Origin of the sequence: Dorea amylophila, from assembly GCF_025567265.1 — a bacterium.
GTDB lineage: Bacteria > Bacillota > Clostridia > Lachnospirales > Lachnospiraceae > Dorea_A > Dorea_A amylophila.
Genome location: NZ_JAOQJW010000008.1, coordinates 79,016 through 96,566, shown reverse-complemented (window position 1 = coordinate 96,566; position 17,551 = coordinate 79,016). Strand labels below are relative to the sequence as shown.

Here is a 17,551-nt window from a genome sequence, read left to right as displayed (position 1 = left end):
CGGTGGAGGCCACTACGGTTAAGCATTGCCATTTAAGAAATGTTATGTTAATATACATTCATCGACAGCTATTCTGTCTGTCGGATAAATTCAAAATATATAAGAATCGGGTCTTGTATATTTCAAAATAGCGTTAGCTATTCGTGAGGGAAATCAGAAGATAATTCACAGAAAATTTTGAAACAAAGGAAAAATGAAAAGCATATTTGCACGATTGATGTTGCAGAAAAAATATATTTTTCTTATACTAAGAGTAAACATCCGGGATTTTTTTCGTGCAGACTATCTGAAAAGAAAAGGAAGCGAGGTTGTAAATATGTTGACGGCTGAGTATGATTATGAGACAGATATTGAAGTACAGAGAGGCGAAGCATATGATGAAGGAAGAGAAGAGGGAAAATTAGAAGGTAAATTGGAAGAAAGAAAAAATCTTACAAAAAAACTATATGAAGAAAAATTTACAGTTGCTGAGATTTCAAAACTGTTGAAAATGAAAGAGGATGAAGTGAAAGAAATTATTAATTATTAGCAGAAGGGAGCTGATCGTAGCTGATCAGCTCTCTTTATAATCGTGTACAGCTTTGAATATAGTAAGTTTACGGCAGCCGATTTCCGGCAGCCATATACAACCGATACCATTCTTCACGGGTCAGGTGCACATTAGATGCCTTACTGATCTGAGCAATCCGGTCCTTATTAGTTGTGCCGATGATCGTCTGGATTCCGGCAGGGTGGCGTAAGATCCAGGCAACAGCGATGGCACTGTTGGTTACGTTATATTTTTCAGCTAGTTCATTGATGACCTTATTGAGTTCCGGGAATTTTTCATTTCCAAGAAAGACGCCTTCGAACATACCGTACTGGAATGGGGACCATGCCTGAATGGTGATATCTTTTAAGCGGCAGTATTCGAGAATGCCGCCGTCACGGTTGATTGCAGAATCATTGTACATATTTGCATTGATTCCGGAATTGATCATTGGACAGTGTGCGATACTGAACTGCAGCTGGTTGATGAGAAGTGGTTCATCCAGATATTTATTCAATAATTCTATCTGCATCGGGGTCTGATTGCTGACACCGAAGTGACGTACTTTGCCGGCGGCTTTTAAAGTACGGAATGCATCGGCTACTTCTTCCGGTTCCATTAAGGTATCCGGACGGTGCAGTAATAAGATGTCGAGATAATCTGTGCGCAGGCGGTTCAAGATATCATCTACGGACTGCAGGATATGTTCTTTGGAAAAATCAAAAGCAATACCGGGGCGGATCGCGCATTTGGACTGCAGAATGATCTGGTCACGCAGGGAAGGAGTCAGGGCTTTGCCAAAAAGCTCTTCGCATTGTCCTTTTGCATAGATATCTGCATGATCGAAGAAATTGATGTCATGTGCAAGCGCAGTGTCTATCCATTCTTTTACGGCATCTGCCGTTTCCAGACTGTTAATACGCATACATCCCATACCAATTTCTGGAACAGATAAATTTGTATTGTGAAGTGTGATTGTTTTCATGGAAACCTCCTTAGATAAAACATTTGTATAAATGTATTTTAACATATCGTGTAAAGAAAGATAAAAGAAAAATTCAGTGAATTTGAAATAAGGCTACCGCAATCCCACTGGCTTTAGACGGTGGGTTAAGGTAGCCAAAAATCAGAAATTATCGTATACTCATGGCATGGGAACATGGAAATCTAAAACAGACACAAATACCTATTACAATATCACATTTTTTTTGTCTGTAAATATAGGAAGAAATTACTGGTTTCGAGGCAGATATCAGATGATATAAAACAGTTTTCGTATGAGATATGTCAGAGACACAGTGTGATAATAAGATATATGGAAACAGATAAAGACCACATTTACTCTATGATAGAGACAGAACCAACAATGTCTATTAGTAAGATTATAAACCTGATGAAGAGCTATACAACATACCATATATGGAAAAGATATCCCCAATATTTACGAAAACAATTCTGGAAAGAACATACCTTTTGGACAGATGGATATTTTGCCTGTAGTGTAGGAAATGTATCGGAAGAAATGCTGAAGAGATATATAGAAAATCAAGGTTGAGAAAGAAGGTGACAGTGGATGTTAAAGGCATATAAATATAGAATATATCCAAATAATGAGCAGAAAATACAGATTGCAAAAACATTTGGCTGTTGCCGTTTTGTATATAATCAGACACTGGCATACCGGAAAGAAGTATATGAGAAAGAGAAAAAAACAGTTAGTAAAACCGACTGTAACAATTACTGCAATAGACAATTAAAGAAAGAGTATGAATGGCTGAAAGAAGTGGATAAATTTGCTCTGACAAATGCGATTTATAACATGGATGCTGCATACCAGAAGTTTTTCAAGGAACACGCAGGTTATCCGAAGTTTAAGAGTAAACACAATAATCATAAGTCATATACAACAAATTTTACGAATGGCAATATAACAGTAGATTTCGGGTGCAATAGAGTAAAACTGCCTAAATTAAAAGGAATAAAAGCAAAACTGCATAGAAATTTTATCGGACAGATAAAATCGGCAACGATATCACAAGTTCCGAGTGGAAAGTATTATGTATCAATTTTAGTGGAAACAGAACACGTGGAACTGCCACATATAAAACAAAATACAGGAATAGATTTAGGTATTAAGGAGTTATGTATTACTTCTGCTGGAAAGAAATACGAAAATCCAAAAATCATCAGAAAATACGAAAAGAAACTGGTGAAACTGCAAAGGCAGTTAGCCCATAAAGAGAAAAGAAGTCAAAATTACTACAAAACAAAGAAAAAGATAGCAATATGCCATGAAAAAATAACAAATACCAGAAAAGATTATCTGCACAAGATGTCCCATGAGATTATCAGCGAAAACCAAGTGATAGTTTCGGAAGATTTGCAGATAAAAAACATGGTAAAAAATCACCGTTTGGCAAAGTCTATAAGTGATGTATCATGGTATGAGCTGACAAGACAGTTAGAATATAAGGCAAAGTGGAATGGCAGGAAATATGTCAAAATAGACACATTCTATGCCAGTAGTCAGCTGTGTTCAGTCTGTGGATACCAAAATACAGAGACAAAAAATCTATCAGTAAGGGAATGGACATGTCCTGTCTGTGGAACAAATCATGACAGGGATATCAACGCAGCAAAAAATATACTGGAAGAAGGACTAAGACAAATAGCATAAAAATAACAATATAGGGCAGGGACTGCCCGAATTAACGCCTGTGGAGATAGTAGGTTACGAGGTCTGCGAAGCAGGAAGCCCATTGGCTTTAGACAATGGGTAGTTCACTCGTTGACTAACTTTGTAATTGGGAATAGAATTAAGAAATGAGTATTTCTAAAGATAAGGACATTACAATATGGAAAGAGATTTAACAACAGGAAGTGTATTTAAAACAGTCATTTATTTTTCACTTCCATATCTGTTATCGTACTTTTTGCAGACATTATATGGTATGGCAGATTTATTTATAGTCGGACAGTTTGGCGGTGTCAGCAGTACGACGGCGGTATCGATCGGAAGCCAGATCATGCACATGCTGACAGTTATGATCGTAGGGCTTGCAATGGGAGCGACGGTTATGATCGGACGATGCATTGGCGCAAAAGATTATAAGAAAGCAGCAGAGACAATAGGGAATACTGCGACGATGTTCATGGGAATTGCGATCATACTTATGATCATATTACTGGCAGCAGTCAGACCGATCGTCAGTGTAATGTCTACCCCGGCTGAAGCCGTAGAGGGGACGATCCGTTATCTGACCATCTGCTTTATAGGAATTCCTTTTATTACGGCCTATAATATTATCAGTGCAATCTTCAGAGGAATCGGGGATTCGAAAAGTCCGATGTACTTTATTGCGGTAGCATGTGCGGCGAATATCGGACTGGACTATCTGTTTATCGGAGTGATGGGACTGGATGCGGTCGGAGCCGCACTTGGAACGACCATCGCACAGGCAGTCAGTGTTATCGTGTCATTGACAGTGATCATTAAAAAAGGCACAGGGATTAAATTAAGAAGGTCTGATCTGCGGCCGAAGAGGCACACGATGAAAAACATATTAAAAGTTGGTGTGCCGGTTGCATTACAGGATGGATTTATACAGATATCCTTTATCGTAATCACGATATTTGCCAATCAGCGTGGATTAAATGATGCGGCGGCTGTAGGAATTGTGGAAAAGATCATCGGAATACTGTTCCTGGTACCATCTTCGATGCTGTCAACGATATCGGCACTTGCTTCGCAGAATATCGGTGCCGGTAAGCATGACCGTGCACGTCTGACATTGCGGTATGTATTGTACATGACAGTAGGATACGGATTAGCTGCGGCAACGATCGTGCAGTTTCTATCTGTTCCATTTGTCGGATTATTTACGAATGACGGTGCAGTACAGATACTTGGAGGACAGTATTTAAGAAGTTATGCATGGGACTGCGTATTTGCAGGAGTGCATTTCTGTTTAAGTGGATATTTTTATGCATATGGCTTGTCTATCGTATCATTTATCCACAATTCCATATCTATCGTATGTGCCAGAATTCCATTGTCTTATTATGCGGCAACGCATTTTCCGGATACATTATTTCCGATGGGGTGTGCGGCACCGGCAGGATCGATGGTGTCTATTGTCATCTGTGTCGGGGTATTTGTATGGATGAATAAACACACGGAAAAATATATGGAAAGAACGTAGTGATTGGAGAGAAAATATATGACGATCGGAATTATAGAAGACGACACATTATTACATCAGGCACTCAAAACAGCACTGCAAAACGCAGGCTATCAGACCGTATCCGCATATACAAAACAAGAGGCTCTTACTACAATTACAGGCAGTGAGAGCCTTCTTCTCATTGACATTGGACTTCCGGACGGCAATGGATTTCCTGATAAGAAGCAAGTATACAAGAACGAAAAGGAAATTATCCTTACAGCCAGAGAATATCAGTTACTGGAATATCTGATGTACAATCAGGGAAATGTACTGACGAAAGAAAATATCCTGGAATATGTATGGGGAATGGTTAATTATTTTAACATTATGTTTACAGGAATTGTGGGCAGGAAAAAAGAGCTGGAGATTATGAGAAAGATTGGAATGACACGCCGGCAGGAAAGAAAGCTGTTATTGCTGGAAGGCAGCTATTATGTACTGCTTATCGCAGGCCTTGTAGCGTTAGTTGGAACAATCATACTAAAAGGAATCGACGTTTATATGAGAAAACAGCTTTCTTATTTTACCTTTCATTATCCGATAGGAGCGATTGCAGGAAGTATTGTAATTCTGGAAATAGTGTGCGTTATAATTTGTAACCTACTTATATTGAAAAAAATGAAAAAGTAGGTTAAATAAATAATTTCACCAACCGCGTCTTATCCAGCACAAAAATCGATACATCCATAAAAAGATGCGCCAGTAGCGTACTAAGGATCACACCGTTGGAAGTCAACAGGAATCCACAGTGGAATCCATACCAGCATACGATGGCGGAATAACTTCCCATCAGTACCAGAAGCGGCAGATTTCTTGCGACACCCTGCAGTGTTTCTTTGATATCTTCCAGTGTAGAATCAAAGTACAGGAAACGGCCGACTGCCAGTGTGATAAAATACATGATCAGTGAATCATAGTTCGAATCATGGTAGATGAACTTGATATATAATAAGATCAGAATAATATAAAAGGCAGAGATCAGCCGCACGGACGCCTTTTGTCTGGTCGGAATTGCAGTTAACGGAACGAACAGGATATCGAACCAGTTTGTCATAAATACAGAAAATACCAGAAATAAAAGTAAGATAATATTTTGATATTTCTGCCAGTAGAGTGCGGCTTGAGGAATACGTTCATCTATAATATAATAAAGAGACAGGAACAAAAGCACCGAAGTACTGGAAAATACCATCTCATAAAAGCTTTCAATAAGCGAGATTTCTTTTATTTTGTGGATATGGTTCAGCTTCCGGATCTGTTTTGGCGTCAGATCCTGTGTATTAAGTTTATAGTGTTTCTTAAGCTTTGCTGCCAGAATAACGATCGCAAGCACTGCGATCAGGCAGAGCAGGGAGACAAGCATGAAGCCTCCGGCATTCTTAAAGTTAAAATAATGAATTAGATAATATTGGAACATATCATATACCTTCTTTGATGTAATATTTTTTCGGTTACATATTGTAGCACTTTGAAAAAATATTGCAAATAGGAGAATTAGTAGTGGCAGGTCTTGTAGATATGAAATTGAGTTAAATGTCAAAAAAATTAAAAAAATTTAAAAAAGTACTTGCATTTCATAAAATTCCATGCTATTATAAATGAGCATTGTTGATGCGGGTGTAGTTCAATGGTAGAACACCAGCCTTCCAAGCTGGATACGTGGGTTCGATTCCCATCACCCGCTTTTTTGCTACCCTTTTTTAAGGTATGCAGGAAAGGAAGCATGAATTATGTCATTAGAAAAAGCAAAGAAGTATCTGGAAGAAAAAGGTTATGCAGATCACATCATTGAACTGGAAGAATCAAGCGCAACGGTGCAGCTTGCAGCAGAGGCACTTGGTGTAGAACCGGGAATGATCGCAAAGACGATGTCATTTCTGGTTGATGGAGAACCGATACTGATCCTGACAGAAGGAACGGCGAAGGTTGATAACCGTAAGTATAAGGATCTGTTTCATGTAAAGGCGAAGATGATTCCGTTTGGTGAAGTAGAAGAATATATTGGACATGCTCCGGGCGGAGTGTGTCCATTTGGGATTAAAGAGGGAATCACAGTCTACCTGGATGAGTCATTAAAACGTTTTGAAACAGTCTATCCGGCAGCCGGCAATGATCACAGTGCAGTCAGGCTTACAATTGCGGAACTGGAAGATGTCGCCGGGGCATGTGGATGGATTGATGTGTGTAAAGAAATTTTGCTATAAATTTTGCTATAAAGCAGAAAAGAATAGACAAGAAAAAACATGACATGGTAGAATAAAGGAAACATTTGTGGCAAAACAGACGAAAGTCTGCGACGCAAAGCTACAGAGCCTGTAAAATGGTAGCCAGTTGCAGATAATAGTAGGCACTGCTTGTTTAGCAGTGCTGTTTTTTTATAGCAGGAGTGAAAAGAAAATGAAAGGAAAAAGAAAGGAAAAAGAGTGATCGCAGGCATTCTGCTTGTGGGAATTATAGCGGTCACCCTGACAGGGTGTAAACATACAGACAGCAGTAAAAAAGAGACAGAAAAGCCGGTCATTACGCTCGGCAGCGACAACTATCCTCCATACAATTATCTGAATGAGGATGGTGTACCAACTGGTATAGATGTAGAATTGGCTACAGAAGCATTCAAAAGAATGGGATATCAGGTGGATGTTGTACAGATTAACTGGGAGAAGAAAAAAGAACTGGTGGAGAGTGGAGAGATTGACTGTATTATGGGATGTTTTTCCATGGAAGGACGCCTTGACGATTACCGTTGGGCGGGACCGTACATCGCAAGCCGCCAGGTGGTTGCTGTAAATGAGAACAGCGATATCTATAAACTGAGTGACCTGGAGGGAAAGAACCTGGCCGTCCAGTTTACAACCAAACCGGAGGGAATCTTCCTGAACCGGATGGATGAGAGAATCCCCAAACTGGAAAATCTGATCAGTCTCGGACACAGGGAACTGATCTATACGTTGGAAGAGATGCGTCAGGATGGCACATCTCTGAAAATCATTGAAAAATATCTGGATGATCCCCAGAAGTATTTGGAGGTGGATGATCTTGGATATTAAGAGAAAGAAAAAAGAAAAACGAATCCGGCTGCTCGGTGGTCTGATTGGAATCTGTGTGGCTGTAGTCTCTCTGATTTATATGCTTACGAGTGCACTTGCCATCTATGACAGTACTGCAGATAGAGTAACATTTTCTGATTTTGTAAAAGACAATATGCTTGCTTTTTTTGTCGCTGTAGGATTATTTGTACTTAGCATAATTAGCATTATCCTTGTACTTTTACAAAAGGCAAGAAAAGCAGAAGCTGTCGCAAAGCTTGTGGCCGGAATGAATGATCATATAGCAAAGCCGATCTAGGTTGATAAGCTGCTGTCGACATTAAAGACTATATTGACGGAAAATATAATTTTATAAGAAGCGGTGAAAGAAATGAAAATATCTGACAGAGTCATCCTTCCTTTGGTTGGAAGTGCATTTCAACCGGGAAAGGCAGCAGAAGCAATTGAGAAAATAGAAGATAAGGAACTGGCACAGATTGCACAGGGAGAATATTATTTCTTCTCAGCTCAGGCAGAAAGATGTGTGGAGACGATAAAAGATTATCTGGATCATGATGATGTGATGCTCCGGCTATCGGCAGATATGCTTTACACATTTGCGAATCTTACACTTGGAGATTCTCAGGCAGCACAGCATACAAGGGAAGATGTGCATCAGTGTCTGACACGGGCAATGCAGGAGGACACGCCTGTGAATGTAAAGGCGGCGTGTCTGTTCGCATTTTATGTAATCAGCACATTTCTTCATATATCGCCGGAGGAAGGAACCCCGCCACTTCAGCAGTACATTCCGTATCTTCCAATTGGGCAACGATTATTTGCAGTAAGTCTTTTAGCACATGAGATTTATCTGAGACAGGATTATGCAAAGGCAAAAGGTGTTGTACAGGGGGCATTTCTGATGGCAGACGGAGTTTATCCGATTTCCATGATTTATCTAGGGTGCGTACAGGCAATGTGTCAGATTAATCTGAAAGAACAAGAAGAAGCAATTCAGACGGTGACCCGGGCATGGGAGAGGGCAAGAGCGGACAAATTCATGGAACCATTTATCGAGTATCATGGTCTGCTTCAGGGGACTATGGAAGTCTGTATCCGGAAAAAAGAGCCGGAAATGTACAAGAAGCTGGTGGATGGTGTACTTGCATTTAGCCGTGGCTGGATGAAAATTCACAATCCCAAGACGCAAAAGGCAGTGACGGATCTTTTGACTCCGCTGGAATTTTCCATAGCCATGCTGGCGTGCAGGGATTGGACGAACAAGGAAATCGCAGAACATATGGGAATGTCAGTGAATACGGTCAAGCACTATGTCTCTGGAATTCTGGAAAAACTACAGATTGATAAACGCGATAAGATTAAAGAATTTGTAAATCAATAGAATAACAGGATACGAAAAAGTGTCTGTTTTACAAAAGAAATTGTAAAATAGGCACTTTTTGGGCTTTCAACGGGCATGTGAGGAATGTATTTTTTTTGATACAATATGTATAGAGACTTATTTTTGAGAAAAAAATGAGGAGGGATAATACATATGAAGAAACGTCTGGTCAGTATGATTTTGAGCGCGGTGCTGTTTGCAACATCAGTGCCGGTCGCAGCATTTGCTGAAGATGCGAATACGCAGAATCCGGTTGTGCATTCGGAGGAAGGAACGTCTCAGGGTTCGAATGCGCGGAAGGAATCCGGCATTGACTATAAGAAAAATGGAGGAACGTTTGCGGAAGGTTACACGGCTCCGTCTAATTACGATGAGCCGGTGACAGAGCTTCCGGGAGCGGAGCAGATCACAAAAGCGGGATATGAATTTGCCGGCTGGTATGATAATGAGGAGTTTAACGGAGAGCCGGTTACTTCGCTTAGCACTGCGGATCATTCCGGCAGTGTTGTCCTCTATGCAAAGTGGACGGAACGCTACTACTATGTGGATATTCCACAGACGGTCAATGCGGATGGGGATAAGTTTACGATAAAAGCGGATGCAGGTGGATTATATGACAAGGATCATGTGAGCGTGACAGTCCAGTCTGAAAATGACTGGAAATTAAAGAGTGGATTACATAGTCTTGCATATGAACTGAGAAATCCGCAGAGTGGTTCGGCACTGGAAAATGGTTCGGTTGTCGCAAGTCTTACGAAAGATGAGAGCCATAAGCAGCAGGAATATAACTGCAACATTCTGGACAAACCGAACTATACAGGTGATTATACAGATCACCTGACTTTTGACATTGCATTTCAGGATACAGCGTACAACATTACATATGAGACAAATGGCGGAACTATCACGAAGAAGAATCCGCAGAAGGCAGATCAGATGATCACAGTAACACAGGAGCAGTACCAGGCAGGAACTATTCTGAAAGATCTGCCGGCACCGGTGAAAAAGTCCAGTACATTTCTTGGCTGGTGTTACGATGAAGCATGCACCAGATATGTGGACAGTAAGGATCGTCTTCTGAGTGATGTGACATTGTATGCCTCTTATGCAGACAACCAGCCGATGGAAGAAGTGTCCATGGCGACTTATGCCAGAGCAAATGATGTGGCAGCAGATTTTACGATTCCGATGACGGATACAAGTGCTGCCATGACGCCTGATCAGGTGCGAAAAAATTTCACGATAAAAAATGTGACAGATTCTTCCGAAACGGTTACAGTAGATGTGACTGAAGGAGCAGACCATACATTTACAATCAGCAATCCGAACGGATGGACACCGGGGGCAGCCTATAAGCTGGAGCTTCAGGAAAAGGCGTTATATTTTACAGGATTTGACCCGACGATCCGTGTCTATGATTTTACGGTCTATCGTGAAGAAGTCAAAAATGTAGAGTTAAATAAAGAGATCAAGTATATTCATAAGAAAGAGCTTTCCGATCTGACTGTAAATGGAAAGAAAGTAGAGGAAGTCTCAATCGCGGCAATGACGATTGGAACAGACGGTTCCCTGACCGAAGAAGGCAGTGATACGACCGGAACATTTACTTATAAGAAGCAGTTAGAAGTCGGCGACCAGGTCGCAATTTATTCCGGTGATGTGATACCGACCATGGATATGTCCTCTGGTGACAACAGTGATGTGTCATTTATCGAGATTACAGGAGCGGATGGGGACAAGTATACATATCGCGGCTCCAGACCGGAAGACGTGCTCTTTATGCCGGATGTGCTGCCGCTTTCTATGGACAAAGATCAGGACGGTGACTCGGATAATAACAGTGTAACGATTAATGTCAGCGACCTGACCTTTGGTGATGATGCTATGAGCCGGGCTATGGATCTGGACAGTGAGACAACCGTAGATGAGGGCGATTATCTGGCACTTTACACAGGTACAATGGGAGAAAATGGAAGCGGAACCGTGTCTCTCTATGGAGAGATTACGAGTGTTCTGTTATCAGGAGAAAGATACATAGTAAGCTATATACCTGTGAGCGAAGAAGATATGCGCCATACTATGGACGTGTACCAGAAGGAAAATGTAGAAGGGGAGGACCTTCTGGAAGATACCGATGTGCAGGAGCTGGAAGAGGATATTGAGACACAGGCAGTAGACAGCGGATTTGCATCCGAAGTGGCAGAAAGAGTTGCCGATGCGGCAATGGAGACAGAATCTTTTGAGGAACTTCAGGAATCTCTAAAGGAAGATATGAATGCAGACATCATGGTTCAGAGCCAGGGCTATGGCCAGTTGAGAAAGGCAAGAGCCGCAGGCGGTTCCCGTGTGGAATTAGGAGTACCGACAGTAAAAGCGAATCTCGGAACGACACTGAAACATTTTGACGGAGATGTGAGTGGACTAAGGCTTGCACTGGAGATCGGCGTGCCGATTACAGTTCATGTGAACCGGGGTGCAGACATCGAGATCATGATCACGGCAACATTTGAACAGGAAGTCCGTGTATCCATCGATGTGGACGGCTCAGCCGTGTGGAAAAGATGGGGATTTATTCCGTACATTGCAGATTACCGCGTAACGGCATCTCTGGAATTATATGAATACACAGGAATCGGACTAAATGTCAACTTCAAGACTGCAGAAACCGGAAACCCGGTGTCTGATTCCAGTTCGAAATTACGAAAAGGTGTCAACAAGATTACCGAAGAGCTGAAGAATATGATGGAGAATGGCGAGGATTATCTAAATTCTGCATCAGGTCTCGTCAGTGGCGGAGATGAAATATCCGTATCCAAGTCTCTGGCAGAGAGGTACTCGGAACTTCTGGCAGACGAGGCAGACTGGGTGGAAATCTACAAGCGTCCGCTGGTAGACCAGCATTTCCGTGTGCTTCTGATCATTGATATTCAGGTGAAGCTGGAATTCGTTGTTTCCGCAAATGTGAACATTTCCATCGGAATGACGTACTGGTATAAGAATGCGAAAGAGTATGTCTTCTGTGTACGGGTCAAAGAGCGGACAGCGACCAATGATACGATAGATCTGGTAGAGGAGCAGTATGAATTTACGGCATATGCTATGGGAACTCTTGGCATCAAAGCCGGTGTGAGACTGACGGTGCGTGTGGGATTATTATCAACGTCCATCGCCAGTGTCGGTATCTCGGCGGATGTGGGCGGTTATGCACAGGTCTGGGGTTACCTCTACTACGAATTGAAATATACGGCATCGGCAGGACGAAGCAGCCGTGCTATGGGAGCTATGTATCTGGAAATCGGTATTTATCTGGAAGTGAAGTTCGAGGCACAGGCACTGTCCAATGCATTTACCTATAATCCGACACTTTACGAGAACGAGTGGCCGCTTTATAGGGTAGGTGTTCTGGAAAATGTACTGGATTTTGCTTATACCCAGGATAAGGTTGCTGAGATTAATATGAAGCGGGAGATTCAGTCGGTTCAGATCCCGGATGAATATTTCAAGATGCAGTACATGGATATGAAGACCGGACTGGACGACGGAAAATATTACGAGAAGATCTACGAAGATGATACAAAGTATTTCAACATTTCCATGACGAACAGTGCGTTTATGTATGATCCGGCGACCAATATTATCCGTGTAAATCCAGGTGATGAGCCGGAGCAGGACGGCGAGATGATCATTACATGGAAAAACCAGGAAGGTACCTTTAATACGAAGCCATGTGCAAGAAAGATCAAGCTTCACTGGGACCGCCTGCGAGATGGTTACTATATTGCATTCCAGAGTAATGGCGGATCTTTCGTCGATGCAATTACCGGAAAATATAACGCAGAGATCAAGAGGCCGGAAGATCCGGTAAGACTCGGATACACATTTGCCGGCTGGTATGAGGACATGGATCTCACCATTCCATACACAATTCCGGAAACCATGCCGGAAGAAGACAGACTTGTCTATGCAAAATGGGAGGCAGCCGATGTGGGTTATACAGTCGTAGATTATATAGAAGGAACGAATGGAACCTATGAAGCGCAGACTCCGGTGAAAATGAATGGCAGGACGGAAGAGGAAGTAAGCCCGGTTCCAAAAGAGCGGGAGGGATTTGTAACACCGCCGCAGCTTACGGAGACTGTAAAAGCAGACGGCAGCCTGGTCATCAATTACTATTATGCAAGAAATAAATATACACAGACATTCAAGTCCGAAAAAGAGACGGAGAATGGAACGGAGACAGAAGTGATCGCAGACGGAAATTACCGATATGGAACCATGATGCCGACACCGGCAGTCTACAGACCGGGATATGAATTCCTTGGCTGGGAGGACGAAGAAGGTGCGGAGGTTCCAAAGGAAGTTCCATCTGAGAATAAGACCTACATTGCAAAATGGAAAGCACTGGAAGGAATTACTTATACCGTGAAATACTACGTGCAGAATACGGATAACAGCGGATACAGCTTAAGCGAGACTGCGGCTCTGACCGGACAGATGGGAGAGAAAGTCACAGCAAAAGCAGCAGATCTTGACGAGAAAGTCTATCACTTAAAAGGTGAACTGCCGAAGGGAACGATTAAGGCAGATGGCAGTCTTGTACTGAAAGTGTACTATGATCTGAATGAGTACAAACTGACCTTTGATGCAAAAGGCGGAGAATCAGACCAGACAGAAGTGACGGCAAGATATGGTGACAAGATTGCATCACCGATGCCGACAAGAAAAGGCTATGTATTTGAAGGCTGGTATACAGACGAGGCATGTGAGAATGCATTTGGCCAGACGATGCCGGCAAAAGATATGACGGTCTATGCAAAATGGGAGAAGCAGAAAGTCAACTATACAGTCCGGCATCTGATGGAAAAACTGCCAGATGCAGAAAAAGAAAAACCGGGTGGAGATAAAGAAGAGTATCCGGACACAGATAAACCGGTTGTAGAAGAAGATCCATATATCTTATATGAAGAGGAAGTCTTTGCGGCATATCCGGAAGATAAAGTAACGCCGGACGTGAAGAGTTACGAAGGATTTACTTCACCGGAAACACAGACCACGACAGTGGACGGAAACGGCAACACAGTTATTGAGTACAAGTATGCGAGAAATATCCATAAGCTGAAGCTGGTAGACCGTGGGGCCGATGAAAATAATATGGAAGGATTCGGAATGCCATTTGGTGCGGCAATTACAGAAGTAGCGCTCCGGAGTGGATATCGCTTTGAAGGCTGGTATACAGATAAAGATTTCAACAATCGATTCGATGGAACCATGCCGGACAAAGATCTGACGCTCTATGCAAAACAGACACCGGTGATGAGCAGCTATACTGTCTATCATTATAAAGAATCTGTAGATGGTTCTTACTTTGGACTAACGGACGAAGAAGTATTAAGCGGCCTGACAGAATCAGAAGTGACTCCGCAGCCAAAACAGTATGAAGGATTTACTTCACCGGAGGCCAAAACAGGACAGGTAAATGGCTGGGGCGGACCGGATATCTGGTATCGCTATACGCGGAACAGCTATAATCTGACTTATGTCCTGAACAATGGAGAAGATAACAAGACTTCAAAAGTCCGCTATGAGGCAGATATTACAAATACTCCGTCGCGGACAGGCTATGCATTTGCAGGCTGGTACACAGACGAAGCACTGACACAGTCGTACGTACAGACGACCATGCCGGCACATGACCTGACACTCTATGCAAAATGGGAAGCCGGAATGAAGACTTATCAGGTGAGACATTATCAACAGTCCATTGGCAATTCAGAGCAGTATGATTTGGCAGAGACAGAAAATGTCACAGCTAAAACAGGAGAACATCTTACGCTGGCAGTAAAAGCGTATGAAGGATTTACAGCACCAAAGCCGGTTAGCTATGATGTGGTAGACGATGGAGAGGTTACGTATGTAGATTACAAATATACGCGTGACCGTCATCAGGTAACGATCCATTACAATAACGGTAATGACAGCGAGACAAAAGAACTTGCATATGGCGAGAAATGGGAGGAAAAACCATATCGTGCCGGTTATGCATTTGCAGGCTGGTATACAGACGCAGAGTTTAAAAAAGCATTTGACGGAGTGGTTCCGGATCGTGACATCACACTTTATGCAAAATGGGATGTGCAGAGTGTAAACTACACAGTCAAGCATTGTCTGCAAAATGCCAATGATGACGGATATTCGTTGGGAGCACAGGAGAACTTTAACGCCGATGCGGATACGGTTGTCACACCGGAAGTAAAGAACTATGATGGATTTACAGCACCGGAGAAGCAGCAGGTGACAGTCGAAGGTGATGGAACAACTACAGTCATTTATCGTTACACAAGAAATGTGCATACGCTGACGCTTAAGAACTACGATGGTAAGACAGATAAGACGGTAGAAGCAAGATATGAGATGTCCATACCGAAGCCGACAAGAGCCGGTTATGCATTTGCAGGCTGGTATACAGATGCAAAATGTACGAAAGAGTACAAAGCGAATATGCCGGATCAGGATCTGACACTCTATGCAAAATGGGAAGCAAACATTGTCAACTATGTAGTAGAACATTATCAGCAAAATGTACAAGGTGATGGTTATACGCTGAAAGAAAGCAGTCATGCACGGGCGGCTGTGGATAGCGAAGTGACACCAGAAGTCATGAAATATAAAGGCTTCGAGGAACCGAAGACAGAGAAAGTTACCATTTCCGGAGACGGACAGACGACAGTGAAGTACTATTATAAGAGAAATGTACATACAGTCACATTTGACGCAGATTCCGGAACATTCGCTGCAGAAAAGGGCGGGGACGACAGTAAGATCGTCGTGACCGGACGCTATGGTGCGAATATCACAGTGCCGAAAGCGCCGGCAAGAACCGGATACCAGTTCCTTGGCTGGGACGAAGACGTTGAAATGACGATACCGGATAAAGACCTTACCTATAAGGCACAGTGGCTGAAGATGGAATACACACTTCAGTTCAAGACAGGCGGAGGAACAACGATTGAGCCAATCAAAGGAAATTATGGTGACAAGATAAATGCACCAGAAAATCCGACAAGAAAAGGATATATTTTCAAAAACTGGAGTGAGAATGGCAAGAAAGTCGATAACCTTCCGACGACTATGCCGGCAGAAAGTCATATTTACACAGCAATATGGGAGCGGGAGACATACCAGATTACTTATGACTTAAATGGCGGAAGCATGAAGTCCGGGGAGAAGAATCCGACGACTTACAACGTGGACACCACTGTATTCAAACTGAAAAATCCAGTCCGCGCCGGATATACATTTACAGGCTGGAGTGGAACCGAAATTACAGGAGTAAGTGACAATGTGTCTGTAAAACAGGGCTCTATAGAAAAACGGGAGTATAAGGCGAACTGGAGAGAGAATACATATCAGATTACATTTATCTTAAGCGGTACGGAGGCGAAAGGTTCCATGGCAGCCAAGACGGTCAATTACACGGAAAATGTAACACTTCCAAAATGCGGATTCACCTGCAAAGGCCACTCCTTTAAGAGATGGTACACCGTGGATAAGAAGGGCAAGAAGACTTATTACTCTGACCGGCAGAAGGTGTCGAAGCTGACCGATGTGAATGGAGGCGTTGTGACACTCTATCCGGAATGGGAGGCAAATGTGTACAATGTTACATTTGACTATGGTGACGGAAGAGCGAAGACGGTAAGAAAGACCAAATACGGTGATAAGTACCAGTTCCCGTCAGATCCGACTCGTTACGGCTGGGAGTTCAAAGGCTGGAAAAAAGAAGGATCCAACACAGCATTTGACATGAGTACGAAAGAGTTGCAGCTTCAGGACGCAAAAAATATTACCTTATATGCAAGCTGGAAAGCAAATTCTTTTTATCTTTACAAACCATCGGATTATGAAAACACTTACCGGGTAGATGATGATGGCAAGACTGTAATATTTACTTTCTATGTAGACGGAAATCAGACGAAAGTGCCGACAACCGGAGATACTGGACAGAATCCGGCAGTTTATCATATGAATATGACCAATCTTTCCTACGATGCGATCCACCAGAATTACTCATCTATGGAGGTCATGGTGCTGTACAGGACTAAGAAAATTAAAGATGGTTATTCGGATCTTAAGATTTCTTATCATACAAGATCTGACAATAAAGATCATAATGACTGGCAGGTTCACACCGAGGATCTGAATAAGAATAATGGTAAGATGAGAATATGTGATTACTATCTGATGGTTGACGGTAAAATTGATGTAGACAGCCTGACACTGGAATTTGACGCTCACGGAAATAAAAGAGATGAATACGATCTTAGTAGTTTGAGTATGTATGTATTTTTCAGATAAGAGGGGGAAGAGC

The 17,551-nt window shown here is 42.4% G+C and carries 12 protein-coding genes, 1 tRNA gene and 1 riboswitch; of the genes, 11 read left to right on the top strand and 2 right to left on the bottom strand.

All coding sequences use genetic code 11. The annotated features are described in order from the left end of the window. Positions 1 to 316 precede the first annotated feature (316 nt). On the top strand, positions 317 to 529 hold the full coding sequence (locus OCV72_RS06615; RefSeq protein ID WP_155515212.1) for a hypothetical protein: 213 nt from the start codon (positions 317 to 319) through the stop codon (positions 527 to 529). 67 nt (positions 530 to 596) lie between these two features. Here OCV72_RS06615 and OCV72_RS06610 read toward each other — a convergent pair whose 3' ends face one another. Further along, the gene (locus OCV72_RS06610) at positions 597 to 1,514 is read right to left on the bottom strand and encodes an aldo/keto reductase (RefSeq protein WP_055282766.1); all 918 of its coding nucleotides are present in this window, start codon (positions 1,512 to 1,514) and stop codon (positions 597 to 599) included. Between the two features lie 216 nt (positions 1,515 to 1,730). On the opposite strand from OCV72_RS06610, the gene tnpA reads away from it, so the two are divergent. The 4 genes from tnpA to OCV72_RS06590 all read left to right on the top strand — a co-directional run bounded on the left by tnpA (position 1,731) and on the right by OCV72_RS06590 (position 5,385). Beyond that, positions 1,731 to 2,084, top strand: coding sequence for an IS200/IS605 family transposase (gene tnpA, locus OCV72_RS06605; protein WP_081021023.1), 354 nt, complete (start codon positions 1,731 to 1,733; stop codon positions 2,082 to 2,084). An 18-nt stretch (positions 2,085 to 2,102) separates the two neighbouring features. Further along, positions 2,103 to 3,206: an IS200/IS605 family element RNA-guided endonuclease TnpB gene (tnpB, locus tag OCV72_RS06600; protein ID WP_055282764.1), complete on the top strand. Its 1,104-nt coding sequence runs from the start codon at positions 2,103 to 2,105 to the stop codon at positions 3,204 to 3,206. A gap of 178 nt (positions 3,207 to 3,384) precedes the next feature. Then, positions 3,385 to 4,731 (top strand): MATE family efflux transporter, encoded by a 1,347-nt coding sequence (locus OCV72_RS06595; RefSeq protein ID WP_055282762.1) that lies wholly within the window; start codon positions 3,385 to 3,387, stop codon positions 4,729 to 4,731. A gap of 18 nt (positions 4,732 to 4,749) precedes the next feature. Further along, entirely contained in the window at positions 4,750 to 5,385 is a 636-nt protein-coding gene (locus tag OCV72_RS06590; RefSeq protein ID WP_055282760.1) for an FtsX-like permease family protein, read from the top strand. 1 nt (position 5,386) lies between these two features. On the opposite strand, the gene OCV72_RS06585 is transcribed toward OCV72_RS06590, so the two are convergent. Continuing rightward, positions 5,387 to 6,172, bottom strand: a complete 786-nt coding sequence (locus OCV72_RS06585) for a hypothetical protein (RefSeq protein ID WP_055282758.1) — start codon at positions 6,170 to 6,172, stop codon at positions 5,387 to 5,389. Between the two features lie 196 nt (positions 6,173 to 6,368). Between OCV72_RS06585 and OCV72_RS06580 the strand changes: the two genes are divergently transcribed. From OCV72_RS06580 to OCV72_RS06555, 6 genes are all read left to right on the top strand, one after another. Continuing rightward, positions 6,369 to 6,439 (top strand) — tRNA-Gly (locus tag OCV72_RS06580). A 46-nt stretch (positions 6,440 to 6,485) separates the two neighbouring features. Continuing rightward, positions 6,486 to 6,959, top strand: a complete 474-nt coding sequence (locus OCV72_RS06575) for a YbaK/EbsC family protein (protein ID WP_028086734.1) — start codon at positions 6,486 to 6,488, stop codon at positions 6,957 to 6,959. Positions 6,960 to 7,018: 59 nt separating this feature from the next. Further along, positions 7,019 to 7,094: riboswitch (cyclic di-GMP riboswitch) on the top strand. An 84-nt stretch (positions 7,095 to 7,178) separates the two neighbouring features. Next, complete coding sequence (locus tag OCV72_RS06570) at positions 7,179 to 7,802, top strand: substrate-binding periplasmic protein (protein ID WP_055282756.1); 624 nt, start codon at positions 7,179 to 7,181, stop codon at positions 7,800 to 7,802. Then, on the top strand, positions 7,792 to 8,100 hold the full coding sequence (locus tag OCV72_RS06565) for a hypothetical protein (RefSeq protein WP_242859229.1): 309 nt from the start codon (positions 7,792 to 7,794) through the stop codon (positions 8,098 to 8,100). Before OCV72_RS06570 ends, OCV72_RS06565 begins: the two co-directional genes overlap by 11 nt. Before the next feature lie 72 nt (positions 8,101 to 8,172). Further along, positions 8,173 to 9,183 carry a response regulator transcription factor gene (locus OCV72_RS06560; protein ID WP_055282752.1) on the top strand — a complete coding sequence of 337 codons (1,011 nt, stop codon included), beginning with the start codon at positions 8,173 to 8,175 and terminating at the stop codon, positions 9,181 to 9,183. Between the two features lie 153 nt (positions 9,184 to 9,336). Further along, positions 9,337 to 17,538: an InlB B-repeat-containing protein gene (locus OCV72_RS06555; RefSeq protein WP_055282750.1), complete on the top strand. Its 8,202-nt coding sequence runs from the start codon at positions 9,337 to 9,339 to the stop codon at positions 17,536 to 17,538. The last annotated feature ends 13 nt before the right edge of the window (positions 17,539 to 17,551 follow it).